This is a genomic window from Pseudomonas sp. GW821-FHT09H03, from assembly GCF_059415945.1.
The window spans coordinates 131,057-143,516 of record NZ_JBWKOF010000014.1; the positions used below are offsets into that span (position 1 = coordinate 131,057).

Below are 12,460 nucleotides of genomic sequence, written 5' to 3' on the forward strand. Positions count from 1 at the left end.
CAACGATAACGCGGGAAGCTTGATACCCCGCGGCGTCCTCAGGTCTTTTCGCGAGCATTCGTACGTCGACCGGCTGCTCCTGCAGTAGATTTGAAGTGCAAAGAAAAGCCCGCATGGCCTGGGAACGTCATGCGGGCTTTTTCGTTTCAGGTGTTCAGCCCTTTGCGGGAATGACTTCCAGCACCCGGATAAGCTCCGGCGTCGGATAGTGCCAGCGCACGTCCAGATCCCAGAACTGCGCGCCATATTCCCGCTCGGGCGCAGGCTTCTGATACGCCGGCCGCGGATCTTGTGCCAGGCATTGCTCGATCAGCTCCACCAATGGCTCTGCAAGGCGCTGGGCATGCCCGTGGGCCTGTTGCAGTGCTGAGTCCGTCCACTGCACGGCAATCAGCTGTGGCGCTGCGCTGGCGATGCTGTTGGACGCTGTATCAATGATATCGGCATAGGGAACGTAGGGTTTGATGTCGAGAACCGGCGTGCCGTCCAGCAGGTCGATACCGGAAATCCACAGGCGATTGGCTTCGACCTTGTCGAGTGTGACCACGGACTGGCCGATGCCATTGGGGCGGTGGGTCGCGCGAGTGGCGAACACCCCCATGGATTTGTTGCCGCCGAGGCGAGGCGGGCGGACTTTCAAGCGCGGTTTTTCCTCCAGGGCCTGGTGGAACAGGAACAGCAGCCAGACATGACTGACCTGCTCCAGCCCTTGCACCGCGTCGCCCTGATCGAACGGCGCAACCAGTTCCAGCACGCCACGCGCGGCAGGTGCCAGTTGCGGTTGGCGCGGGATGGCGAATTTCTCCTTGAAGCAGGAGCGCACGAAGCCGATGGGGGAAACGCTGTAGGTCATGGTTTGGTCGAGGCGGGATTAGGGGGGGCATGATAACCCGATCAACCCATGCATCGTTGTGCCAGCGAGTCCGTCATCGCGGGCAAGCCACGCTCACAGGTTTTGTGTCTGCCGCAATATCGGACACGACACAAAACTTGTGGGAGCGTGGCTTGCCCGCGATGGCAGCACCGCCGATCTCAGAGGCTGAAACCCCCATCGAGCGCAATGATATTTCCGGTCATGTAAGCCCCTGCCGTACTCGCCAGGCTGATCGCCAGCGCCGCCATCTCTTCCTCTCGCCCCCAGCGCTTCATCGGAATCAACGCCGTATCCTGCGCCAATGCCTGCTCATCACTGCCGATGTGTTGGGTCATCTTGCTCGGAAAACGTCCGGGGGCGATCACGTTGACGTTGATGTGCTGGCTGACCAGTTCCCGCGCCAGAATCCGCGACAGTTGATGCAGGGCCGCTTTGCTCGGGCCGTAGGCATAAGCCTGTTCACCGAAGGAAGAAATCCCGGCCACCGAGCCGATATTGATGATTCGCGCGGGACTGGCTTCAGAACCGGCCTTGCGCAGTAGTGGCAGGAACTGCTGGATGCAGTTGAACACCGAGGTCACGTTGAGCTGCATGACCTTTTCCCAGCCCTTGACCGGGTAGCTTTCCAGTGGCGCGCCCCAGGTAGTGCCGGCGTTGTTCACCAGAATGTCGAGCTGGCTGATCTGCTTGCCCAGTTGCGTGGCCAGTTGCAGCACGCCTTCTTCGTTGGCGAGGTTGGCCGCAATGCCATGGCAATGACCCAGCGCACCCAACTCATCGGCTGTTTGCTGGCAGGCTTGGGCATCACGGGCGCAGACGTATACGGTGGCGCCTGCCTCGACAAAGGCCTTGGCGATCATTTTGCCGATACCGCGAGTGCCGCCGGTCACCAGGGCAGTGCGGCCTTGCAGGGAAAAGTAGGGGGGCATGGCGAATCCTTCGGAGCTGAGGGTGCCTACACCCTAGCCGTCAGCCGCCGGAGGCGGAGCCACTATTTATGCGCGCAATGGTGGGTCATACGACCTGAGCCACCACCACCCCCTGTAGGAGCGAGCCTGCTCGCGAAAAAACCGAGGGTACCGCGGGTATTCAGGTTACCCGCGTTATCCTTCAGGTCCATCGCGAGCCTGCTCGCTCCTACAAGGAGTTTTGGCGTTTCGGTGATTTCTGTCTGGCAGCCCTTGCAGGACGAGTGCGGGAGCCCTGGCGATTTATTGCGGGCGCACGCGCAGGGTCAGGCCCTTGAGGAAATTACGCAGCAACTGGTCGCCACACGGGCGGTAGTTGGTGTGACCGAATTTGCGGAACAGTGCGCTCAGCTCAGGCTTGGACACCGGGAACTCGGCGGCCTTGAGGATCGCGTGCATGTCGTCTTCTTTGAGTTCAAAGGCCACGCGCAGTTTTTTCAGGATGATGTTGTTGGTCACCGGCACTTCGATCGGCTGCGGTGGACGGCTTTCGTCCTTGCCGCGCTTGAAGATCACCAGGCCATCGAGGAAGTGCGCCATGACTTCGTCAGGGCAGCGTACGAAGCCTTCTTCGTCTTCTTCTTTCTTGTCGAGGTAAGTCAGCAGGTCTGGCAGGGTTACGTCCATGCCGCCGAGCTTGATGATCTCGATGACTTTCTTGTCGCTGATGTCGAGCATGTAGCGCACGCTGCGCAGTACGTCGTTGTGAATCATGGTGTGCAGTCCTGATATTCAGCAGTGGGTGCCGCATAAGCTGCGGCACCAAAATGTGTGGCGGCGTGAGAAGGTTTAGAACTTCTCTTTGCCGGACAGGTAGCGCCATTGCCCCACGGGCACCTTGCCGATGGACACGCCGCCGATGCGAATGCGGCGGATACCCACGACCTTCAGGCCGACGGCCTGGCAGAACAGGGCGATCACACCCGGTTGCGGGTTCTTCATGGCAAAGCGCAGGCGGTTTTCGTTCTGCCAGCTGGCCTTGACCGCCGGCAGTTCCTTGCCCTTCCAGGTCAGGCCATGCTGCAAGCGATTGAGACCATGTTCGACCATGTTGCCTTCGACTTCGACCACGTATTCCTGCTCGATCTTGTTGGAGTCGGCAGTGAGCTTGCGCAGGATCTTCCAGTCCTGGGTGAACACCAGCAAGCCGCTGGCGTTGGCCTGCAGGTCGGTGCTGGCGGTCAGACGCTGGAAGTGACCCTTGAGCGGGCGTTTGCCGTAGCGGTGTTCTTCGCTCAGGGTCTCGGCGGCGATGGTCGCCATGGCGGTGTCCGCGTCCATGCCGGCGGGCACGTTGAACAGGATGGTGACCGGTTCCGGTGCGGTGGCCTTGGCCTCTGGATCGAGCTCGACTTTTTGCGCGCCGACTTTGAACTGCGGCTCGTCGATGACTTCGCCGTCGACGGTGACCCAGCCGCCCTCGATGAACAGCTCAGCCTCCCGACGGGAACAGCCGACGAGTTCGATGAGGCGTTTGGAGAGACGAATCGGGTCAGTCATGTCAGGGCCGTAACAAAAAAGGGGTGGGCATTGTACCTGCCTGGCGCCGGTTAAGCCCGGTTCCATTTGTACCATGCGGCTTTTTGTGGGAGCGGGCTTGCTCGCGAAGGCGGTGTGTCAGTAGATGATATGTGTCTGATATACCGTCTTCGCGAGCAAGCCCGCTCCCACATTCGTGTCGTGTTGTGTCAGCCGTGTTGTGAGCGCTGCTGATTCTGCCGCATGCGCATATGCAACAACGGATACGGCTGCCCCATGCCATCGACTTCCGAGCGACCGATTACCTCGAAGCCCTGCTTGAAATAAAACCCCAGGGCTTGCGGGTTCTGTTCGTTGACGTCCAGTTCATCGGCGTTCAGATGCTCCATGGCATAGCGCAGCAGTTGCTTGCCCAGGCCATGGCCGCGGTGTCTCGGGTCGATGAACAGCATCTCGATCTTGCCCGCTGCGACGCCAGCGAAGCCGGTGATGCGCTGGCCCGAGTCCTTGGTGCAGACCAGCATCACCGCATCGAGGTAGCGGGTCAGCACCAGATCCTTGAGCAGCAGGATGTAGCTTTCCGGCAGAAAGTCGTGGGTCGCGCGAACCGAGGCCTCCCAGACCCGGGTCAGTTCCTGGTAGTCGCTCTGTTTCGGTGTGTGGATGACCGAATGCTGACGCATGTCCGCCTGCCCCTTGTGGGTGAATGATGGGAATCCTTCCATCTGCAAACGATAGCCGTAAAAAAGCCCCGCATCTCGTCAAGAGAGCGGGGCTTTTCATATTTTTTGCGTTTAGATCTGTTCAGCCCACAGGTCGTATTCGTCGGCGTCGGTCACTTTGCACCAGACCTTGTCGCCCGGCTTGAGGTTGCTGCCGTTGTCGATGAATACGTTGCCGTCGATTTCCGGGGCATCGAAGAAGCAACGGCCAACCGCGCCTTGCTCGTCGACTTCATCGACCAGCACTTCGATTTCACGGCCGATGCGCATTTGCAGGCGCGCCGAGCTGATGGCTTGCTGGTGCGCCATGAAGCGATCCCAGCGGTCCTGCTTGACGTCGTCCGGCACCACTTCCAGGTCCAGGTCGTTGGCCGGTGCGCCTTCAACAGGCGAATACTGGAAGCAGCCGACGCGGTCGAGCTGGGCTTCGGTCAGCCAGTTCAGCAGGTACTGGAAGTCTTCTTCGGTTTCGCCCGGGAAGCCGACGATGAAGGTCGAACGGATGATCAGGTCCGGGCAGATTTCGCGCCAGTTCTTGATGCGGGCCAGGGTCTTGTCTTCGAACGCCGGGCGTTTCATCGACTTCAACACTTTCGGGCTGGCGTGCTGGAACGGGATGTCCAGGTACGGCAGGATTTTCCCGGCGGCCATCAGCGGGATCAACTCGTCAACGTGCGGGTATGGGTAAACGTAGTGCAGGCGTACCCAGACGCCGAGGGTGCTGAGGGCTTCGCAAAGTTCGGTCATGCGGGTTTTCACCGGCGCGCCGTTCCAGAAACCGGTACGGTATTTCACATCAACGCCATAGGCGCTGGTGTCCTGGGAGATCACCAGCAGTTCTTTAACGCCGGACTTGACCAGGCGCTGGGCCTCGTCGAGTACATCACCGACCGGGCGGCTGACCAGTTTGCCGCGCATCGAGGGGATGATGCAGAAGCTGCAGCTGTGGTTGCAGCCTTCGGAAATCTTCAGGTAGGCGTAGTGGCGCGGGGTCAGTTTGATCCCTTGTGGCGGCACCAGGTCGATCAGCGGGTTGTGGTCCTGACGCGGCGGCACGACTTCGTGCACGGCGTTGACCACCTGCTCGTACTGCTGCGGGCCGGTTACGGCCAACACGCTCGGGTGTACGTTGCGGATGTTGCCTTCTTCGACGCCCATGCAGCCGGTCACGATGACCTTGCCGTTTTCCTTGATGGCTTCGCCGATCACTTCCAGGGACTCGGCCTTGGCCGAATCGATGAAGCCGCAGGTGTTGACGACCACTACGTCAGCGTCCTGATAAGTGGACACGACGTCATAGCCTTCCATGCGCAGCTGGGTAAGGATGCGCTCGGAGTCGACCAGTGCTTTGGGGCAACCCAGGGATACGAAGCCAACCTTGGGATTGGCCGGCGCAGGAGTGGTGGACATGTCTAACCTCGGTATTTGTGACGCCTCCAGCCGTGATCGGCAAGGCGACAGACGGGCGCTTTATCGCGCCTCTGATCAAAAAGTGCGCAATTCTAGCGATGGCGGGCGCACTTGACCAGCTTTATGCAGGGAAATACGACGAGTGCTGCGCTATGCTTCGCGCCGTGGGGCATCAGCGATTTTTTACTGTCAACAAAACGTCTGTAACGTGAAGTAAAACAGCGCATGCTGCGTGACAAAGCATAGTGCTTCTTTCAAAGAAGCCGGGTTTGGGAATCAGGAGTTCCGGATGGGGCAGGCAAGTAGTCAGGCGGCAGGCGCCGAGCATTCGGCGGCGAAGCCGATCGGTATGCTGGTCGCAGCAGTCGGGGTGGTCTACGGCGACATCGGCACCAGTCCGTTGTACACCCTCAAAGAAGTGTTCTCCGGCGGCTATGGTGTGCCGGTCAACCATGATGGCGTGCTGGGCATTCTGGCGCTGATTTTCTGGTCGCTGATCTGGGTCGTTTCGATCAAGTACATGATGTTTGTCCTGCGCGCCGACAACCAGGGCGAAGGCGGAATCATGGCCTTGACTGCGCTGGCACGGCGGGCGGCGGCAGGGCATGCCAGGCTGCGCGGCTTTCTGGTGGTCTGCGGGTTGATCGGTGCGGCGTTGTTCTATGGCGACAGCATGATCACTCCGGCGATCTCCGTGTTGTCGGCGATTGAAGGCCTGGGCTTGGCGTTCGACGGCATCGATCATTGGGTGGTGCCGCTGTCGTTGATCGTGTTGGTGGCGCTGTTCCTGATTCAACGCCACGGCACGGCGCGCATCGGCATCCTGTTCGGGCCGATCATGGTCACCTGGTTTTTGGTGCTGGGGGCCCTGGGTGTCTACGGCATCCTGCAGCACCCGGAAGTCCTGCAAGCGCTGAACCCGGCCTGGGGCGTGCGCTTTTTCATCGTGCACCCGGGCATGGGCGTGGCTATCCTCGGGGCGGTGGTGCTGGCGTTGACCGGTGCCGAAGCCTTGTACGCCGACATGGGCCACTTCGGGCGCAAGCCTATTGCCCGTGCATGGTTCATCCTGGTACTGCCGGCGCTGGTGCTCAACTACTTCGGCCAGGGTGCGTTGCTGCTGGGCGATCCGGAAGCCGCACGCAATCCGTTCTATCTGTTGGCGCCGAGCTGGGCACTGATTCCGTTGGTTGGCTTGTCCACTCTGGCTACAGTGATTGCCTCCCAGGCGGTGATTTCCGGCGCCTTCTCCCTGACCCGCCAGGCGATCCAGCTTGGTTATATTCCGCGCATGCAGATTCAGCACACCTCCAGTGCCGAGCAGGGCCAGATCTACATCGGCGCGGTGAACTGGTCGCTGATGGTTGGCGTCGTGCTGCTGGTGTTGGGCTTCGAGTCCTCCGGTGCCCTGGCGTCGGCCTACGGCGTGGCGGTGACTGGCACCATGCTGATGACCAGCATTCTGGTGTCGGTGGTGATGCTGCTGTTGTGGAAGTGGCCACCGCTTCTGGCGGTGCCGATCTCACTGGGCTTCGTGCTGGTGGACGGTCTGTACTTCGCCGCCAACGTGCCGAAGATCGTTCAGGGCGGGGCATTCCCGGTCATCGCCGGTATTGCGCTGTTCGTGCTGATGACCACCTGGAAACGCGGCAAACAGCTGCTGGTGGAGCGCATGGACGAGGGCGGGCTGCCACTGCCGATTTTCATCAGCAGTATCGCCGTGCAACCGCCGCATCGTGTCCAGGGGACAGCGGTGTTCCTTACCGCCCGTCCGGACGCCGTGCCCCACGCGCTGTTGCACAACCTGCTGCATAACCAGGTGCTGCACGAGCAAGTGGTGCTGCTGACCGTGGTGTATGAAGACATCCCGCGGGTACCGCCGACACGACGCTTTGAGGTTGAGTCCCACGGCGAAGGGTTCTTCCGGGTGATCCTGCACTTTGGTTTCATCGACGAGCCGGATGTGCCGCAAGCGCTGAAGTTGTGTCATCTCGATGACCTCGACTTCAGCCCGATGCGCACCACCTACTTCCTCAGTCGCGAGACGGTCATCGCTTCCAAGCTTGAAGGCATGGCCCGTTGGCGCGAGGCGTTGTTTGCGTTCATGTTGAAGAATGCCAACGGCAATTTGCGCTTCTTCAATCTACCGCTGAACCGGGTGATTGAGCTGGGGACGCAGGTGGAGATGTAAGCCTCGTCAGAAAGCCCCCGTTGCCTTGCGGCAGCGGGGGCTTTTTTATGTCTGGCCTATGACTGAAACCAATGAAGAACCCTGTGGGAGCGGGCTTGCCCGCGAAGACGGCGGCAGTTACAACACTTGTGTGACGGGCATCCCGCTATCGCGGGCAAGCCCGCTCCCACAGGATTGTGAGGCGTCCCGTCGATCTTCGTACGAATGAAAAAGCCCTCGCACCGTGAGGTAACGAGGGCTCTTGTGCAGCGTGCCCAGATCACTCCTGAGCAGTCGTATCCTTGGCCTGACGCTTCTCGATCACATCCACCAGCCGCTTGGCCAGCGCCGGGTAGTTCTCGTCGAAGTGGTGGCCGCCGGGCAGCTTGATGGCTTCTCCCACCGCCGTCTTGTCGGTGCAGCCGCTCTCGTCGGCTTCTTCTTCGCCGTAGATACACACAACCTTGGCCGCCGGCAGCCTGGCCATTTCCGGGCCGGTGGCGGCTTCTTTACCGGCGTTGCCGAGCCAGCCTTCGACTTCGATTTCGAAGCTGCCGGTGCGGGCGAAGGCCAGCAGGATGATGGCGTCGACGCGCTGTTGCTCCGACTCCGCCAAGCGGTTGTAGATCGCTGGCAGGACGTCGGCGCCGAACGAGTAGCCGGTCAGGATGAAGCGCTTGGTGCCCCATTTCTGCCGGTAGTGCTGCATCAGTTCGGCGAGGTCCAGGGCGCTTTGCTCGGGGCTCTTGTGCTGCCAGTAGTAGCGCAGGGTGTCGATGCCGACCACCGGGTAGCCGATCTTGGCCATCTCGCCCGCCACATCGCGGTCCAGGTCACGCCAGCCGCCATCACCGGAGAGGAACAGGGTGACGGTATCCCGTGCCTCGCCGGCCGGCACTTCGACCACCGGAATCTGCAGGCCGCCTGCGTCTTTGTCGCCACCGACGAGGATCTTGCGCAGCTCGTTGTTCAGCACTTGCGGCAGGTTGATGTCGTAGTCGCTGATGCTGGTTTCGGCGTTGGGTTGGTCACGCACAAAGCCGGCGCTGGTGTCGTCCGGGTTGTCGTTCCAGGCTACCAGCCAGTGGCCGTGGGCCGCAGATTTTGGCAGCAAATGGGTGCAGCCACCTTTTTCCAGGGCCAGGTCGACCGAAACGGCCTGGGCCTTTTCGTCTTTCTGCTCGGACAGCCAGCGCCATGCCAGCACCGCGCCGGGGCCGATGCCGCTGACCAGGGTCGCCGGGCCTTTGAGTTCGCGCAAGCCGGCTTGCAGGGCGCGGCTTTGCAGCAGGCAGTCGTGGGGCAGGATCACCTGCACGATCTGCGCTGAACTGCTACGGCTCAGGGTGGACAGTTGCTTGTCGCTGAGCTTCTGGTCTTCATTGACCGCCACCAGCACCTGGGCGCGGGGTGTAGTCCCGGGGATGACGCGGGTCATTGGTGCGCCATCGGTCGGGGTCAGCCGTTCGAGGGTCGGTTCCGGTGCCGGGCGCTTGAGGTACCAAAAGCCACCACCGAGGATCAGGGCCAGCACAATAAGTGCGCCCAATACGTACCGCAAGGAGCGTTGAATCATCAGCGTTTCACCAATCCGGTCAAGCCGCCCGCGATCAGGGCGGCAGTGTCAGCCAGGGCAACCAGCGGATCGAGTCCGGCGGGCACGGCCATATAACGGGGTTCCCAGTCAGGCTGGAACTTGTCTTTGAAGCGGCGCAAGCCTTGGAAGTTGTAGAGCTGTTCACCACGGCGGAACACCATCGAGCCCAGGCGCTGGGTCAGCGGTGCACCGCGACGGGGTTGCAACCCCGACAACGGCACCATGCCCAGGCTGAATCGCGCGTATCCATGATTTTTATAGTGTTGAATCAGGCCGACCATCATGAACTCCATGGTCAGCTTGGGGGCCTCGGGGTGGGCGCGCATCAGGTCGAGGCTGGCCAGGTCATGACTGTAAGTCTCGAGCAGGTTGGCGAACGCCACGGGGCGCCCTTCGAAACGGATCACCGCGATACGGAAATACTTGAGGTAGTCATCGCTGAAGCGGCCGAGGGAGAAGCCTTTCTCCCGGACATTCTTGCCGGTCAGCCAGGCATCGGAAATCACCTTAAGCTCATCCATCGGCGCTTGGCCCGGCTCGTGGATTTCCAGCGACAGGCCGTCGCGGGTGCCGCGGTTCCAGGTGTAACGCAGGTCTTTCATCTCCTTGCCCTTGGCTTCGAGATCAAAGCGCTTGAGATCGACCCGGGCTTCTTCGCCGAGCTTGATCGCGGTCAGGCCGATGTCCATGTAGTACGGCAGATTCTCGGCGCGCACTTGATAGAACACGGGGCGGGCGTGGTGGATGTCGCACAGGTCGCGGAACTGCCAGATCATTTCCGCCCGCTGCTGCCCCGGGCCGATCGGGTCGTACAGCGCCACCAGGCTGCGGCCGCGACGGGCGTACATCAGGAAGGCCTCGTCGTCGGGATGAAACAGCAATGCCTTGTCACCCGTCAGGGCCAGGCCGCCATCCGGTTGCGCGGAGGCCATGAGAATCTTGCTCGCGCGCTCCAGTTCTTCGGGTGTCGGCAAGTGGATCACCGGGCGCGCGGTGCGCAACAGCCAGGTCAGGGAGACCACCACCAACAGCACGGCGGCGCCCAGCAGTGAGCGCAAGCCACGGGGGGCATCGGCGTCGAGGGTGAACTGCCACCACAGTTGATGGCTGTACGGAACGTCCTGATAGGCGAACAGCAGCAGCCAGATCGACGCACCCAGCACGCATAGGCTGGCCACCAGGTACAGCGGTGAGAATGGCAGTTCGGTCAGGCGGCTGGGGCGATAGAACGAGCGCCGGAACACCCCGAGCAGGCTCGCCGTCAGCACCATCAGGCTGGCTTCTTCCCAGTCAAAGCCCTTGAGCAGGGAGAGCAGGGCGCCGACCAGCAACAGGATGGTGGTCAATATCCATGCGGCCGACAATCGACGTCTCAGGCCCTGGGCCAACAGCAGGCACAGCACGCCGATCAGGCTGGCACCGAAGTGCGAAGCATCGACCAGTCGGTGGGGGATCAGAAAGCCGATATGTTCCAGGCGTGTGTCGATTTCCGGGGTTACACCGGAGAACAGCAGTACCACGCCGGACAGGAACACCAGTACCGCCAGGATTGGCGCAGCCAGGCCCGATGCGGCACGCAGGGTCTGGCGTGTCTGGAATACGCGCTGGCCTTCGTTGATCAGCAGGAACAGGCAAGCAAGCAGCAGCGGCAGGACGACATAGATCAAGCGGTAGAGCAGCAGGGCCGCGGCCAGTGGCGCGGCGCCGAGGGTGTCGGAGAAGGCGGCGAGCAAGATCGCTTCGAACACCCCGACACCGCCCGGCACATGGCTGAGCACGCCGGCGGCCAGGGCCAGCAGGTAGACCAGCAGGAAGGCGCCAAACGGTGGGGCTTCGGGCAGCAGTAGATAGAGCACGGTAGCGGCGGCGGCCACGTCCAGCGCGGTGATGATCAGTTGCAGGAAAGTCAGGCGAGGCCCCGGCAGGCGCAGCGTGCGGCGTCCGGCCTTGACCAGCAGGTTGTCCGGGTAAGGCTGGTCCGGCAGGCGACGACGGTAGATGCCGATGGCGAGAACCGCGAACAGTAACAACACCACCGCGGCAACGGCGCCGAGCAAAGTCTCGGAGAGACCCAGGGCGGCGGAGGCGGCGGGCAGGTCGCTAAGGGTCGCCAGCGCGGCCAGCGGTGGCAGGGCACAGCCAAGGGACAGGCTGGCAAACAGCGTCATGCGGGCAACTTCGCCGGCTCCCAGGCCATGACGCGCATATAAACGGTAACGAACCGAACCGCCCGACAACATCGAAAGGCCGATGGCATTGCCGATCGCAAAGGCCGTGAAGCCACCCAGTGCCAGCGTTCGCGGGGCCAGGTCGACACCGGCATAGCGACTGGCCGACCATTCGTAGCCCAACAGGATGATGAAGCCCGCCACGGTCGCCGCCAATGCTCCGAGCAAGGCAGGCTTGGGTACTTCGAGGATCGAGTCGTGCAGAGCGTTCAGATCGAGTTCGCTCAACAGATGGCGACAGGCGATCAGCGCAATGGTGAACAACAGCACCGTGACCGCCAGGCCAATGGGTTGACGGTATTTGCTGATGCGGTCAAGCAGGCGCAAACGCTCGGCCTTGATCGGTTGTATCGCTGTGACGGTGTCTTGTGGATCAGACGAGTTGGCGCGCATCAATCACCTCTTGGATTGTGCGCGACAGGATGGAGGTATCCAGCCAAGTTACCAATCCCTGTAGAAAAAATAATTATGAATATTAACGCCTATATCGGATGGTGGCGATGGTGTAGCAGTCGTCGTGGCGGTTTGAGTCTGCGACAGGGCATAGTCTGGACTCGACGCATGGTGAGTGCGAGCGGCTCACTACAGAGTGGCAGATCTTTGTTGCGAAAGGACTTTTTCAACAGATACAAAAAAGGCCACTCTTTCGAGTAGCCTTTTTTGATGTTTGGTTGCGGGAGCCGGATTTGAACCGACGACCTTCGGGTTATGAGCCCGACGAGCTACCAGACTGCTCCATCCCGCGTCTGTGTGGCGGCATTCTACAGGCGAATGGCGGGGTGTCAACCGTTAATCCTGAACAAGGCCAAATAAACGTTAAACAGCGTCAAACGGTCGCAGGGTTTGCCTAAGTTTCGGAATCGAAACGATTTCTCTTATTTACCCGTCCGGGTGTGAGGCGCGTGTGCGCATTCGAATCCATAAAACAGGCACGCACAAAAAAGGCCACTCTTTCGAGTAGCCTTTTTTGATGTTTGGTTGCGGGAGCCGGATTTGAACCGACGACCTTCGG

Annotated in this window: 9 protein-coding genes and 1 tRNA gene; 1 reads left to right on the plus strand and 9 read right to left on the minus strand. The window is 61.1% G+C overall.

Annotated features, from left to right (window positions below):
- Positions 1-154 precede the first annotated feature (154 nt).
- The 6 genes from tsaA to rimO all read right to left on the minus strand — a co-directional run bounded on the left by tsaA (position 155) and on the right by rimO (position 5,453).
- Positions 155-853: a tRNA (N6-threonylcarbamoyladenosine(37)-N6)-methyltransferase TrmO gene (gene tsaA, locus AC07OG_RS20265; protein ID WP_495067901.1), complete on the minus strand. Its 699-nt coding sequence runs from the start codon at positions 851-853 to the stop codon at positions 155-157.
- A 179-nt stretch (positions 854-1,032) separates the two neighbouring features.
- On the minus strand, positions 1,033-1,803 hold the full coding sequence (locus tag AC07OG_RS20270; protein WP_495067902.1) for an SDR family oxidoreductase: 771 nt from the start codon (positions 1,801-1,803) through the stop codon (positions 1,033-1,035).
- Positions 1,804-2,085: 282 nt separating this feature from the next.
- Entirely contained in the window at positions 2,086-2,556 is a 471-nt protein-coding gene (locus tag AC07OG_RS20275) for a YehS family protein (protein ID WP_046816549.1), read from the minus strand.
- Between the two features lie 75 nt (positions 2,557-2,631).
- The gene (locus AC07OG_RS20280; protein WP_218424760.1) at positions 2,632-3,342 is read right to left on the minus strand and encodes an rRNA pseudouridine synthase; all 711 of its coding nucleotides are present in this window, start codon (positions 3,340-3,342) and stop codon (positions 2,632-2,634) included.
- A 188-nt stretch (positions 3,343-3,530) separates the two neighbouring features.
- Complete coding sequence (locus AC07OG_RS20285; RefSeq protein ID WP_060541069.1) at positions 3,531-4,004, minus strand: GNAT family N-acetyltransferase; 474 nt, start codon at positions 4,002-4,004, stop codon at positions 3,531-3,533.
- Between the two features lie 111 nt (positions 4,005-4,115).
- Complete coding sequence (gene rimO / locus AC07OG_RS20290) at positions 4,116-5,453, minus strand: 30S ribosomal protein S12 methylthiotransferase RimO (RefSeq protein WP_034146797.1); 1,338 nt, start codon at positions 5,451-5,453, stop codon at positions 4,116-4,118.
- 289 nt (positions 5,454-5,742) lie between these two features.
- Between rimO and AC07OG_RS20295 the strand changes: the two genes are divergently transcribed.
- Positions 5,743-7,644: a potassium transporter Kup gene (locus AC07OG_RS20295; protein ID WP_060541072.1), complete on the plus strand. Its 1,902-nt coding sequence runs from the start codon at positions 5,743-5,745 to the stop codon at positions 7,642-7,644.
- Positions 7,645-7,903: 259 nt separating this feature from the next.
- Here the strand turns inward: AC07OG_RS20295 and AC07OG_RS20300 are convergent, their stop codons facing one another.
- The 3 genes from AC07OG_RS20300 to AC07OG_RS20310 all read right to left on the minus strand — a co-directional run bounded on the left by AC07OG_RS20300 (position 7,904) and on the right by AC07OG_RS20310 (position 12,193).
- Positions 7,904-9,199: a virulence factor family protein gene (locus AC07OG_RS20300; protein ID WP_060541073.1), complete on the minus strand. Its 1,296-nt coding sequence runs from the start codon at positions 9,197-9,199 to the stop codon at positions 7,904-7,906.
- Positions 9,199-11,841, minus strand: a complete 2,643-nt coding sequence (mprF, locus tag AC07OG_RS20305; protein WP_495067903.1) for a bifunctional lysylphosphatidylglycerol flippase/synthetase MprF — start codon at positions 11,839-11,841, stop codon at positions 9,199-9,201. Before mprF ends, AC07OG_RS20300 begins: the two co-directional genes overlap by 1 nt.
- 275 nt (positions 11,842-12,116) lie before the next feature.
- Positions 12,117-12,193: transfer RNA gene (locus AC07OG_RS20310), tRNA-Met, on the minus strand.
- Positions 12,194-12,460 lie beyond the last annotated feature (267 nt).

Coding starts and splice junctions, on each gene's coding strand:
- rimO (WP_034146797.1), bottom strand. CDS start 5,453: ATGTCCACCACTCCTGCGCCGGCCAATCCCAAGGTTGGCTTCGTATCC.
- tsaA (WP_495067901.1), bottom strand. CDS start 853: ATGACCTACAGCGTTTCCCCCATCGGCTTCGTGCGCTCCTGCTTCAAG.
- AC07OG_RS20285 (WP_060541069.1), bottom strand. CDS start 4,004: ATGCGTCAGCATTCGGTCATCCACACACCGAAACAGAGCGACTACCAG.
- AC07OG_RS20280 (WP_218424760.1), bottom strand. CDS start 3,342: ATGACTGACCCGATTCGTCTCTCCAAACGCCTCATCGAACTCGTCGGC.
- AC07OG_RS20275 (WP_046816549.1), bottom strand. CDS start 2,556: ATGATTCACAACGACGTACTGCGCAGCGTGCGCTACATGCTCGACATC.
- AC07OG_RS20300 (WP_060541073.1), bottom strand. CDS start 9,199: ATGATTCAACGCTCCTTGCGGTACGTATTGGGCGCACTTATTGTGCTG.
- AC07OG_RS20270 (WP_495067902.1), bottom strand. CDS start 1,803: ATGCCCCCCTACTTTTCCCTGCAAGGCCGCACTGCCCTGGTGACCGGC.
- AC07OG_RS20295 (WP_060541072.1), top strand. CDS start 5,743: ATGGGGCAGGCAAGTAGTCAGGCGGCAGGCGCCGAGCATTCGGCGGCG.
- mprF (WP_495067903.1), bottom strand. CDS start 11,841: ATGCGCGCCAACTCGTCTGATCCACAAGACACCGTCACAGCGATACAA.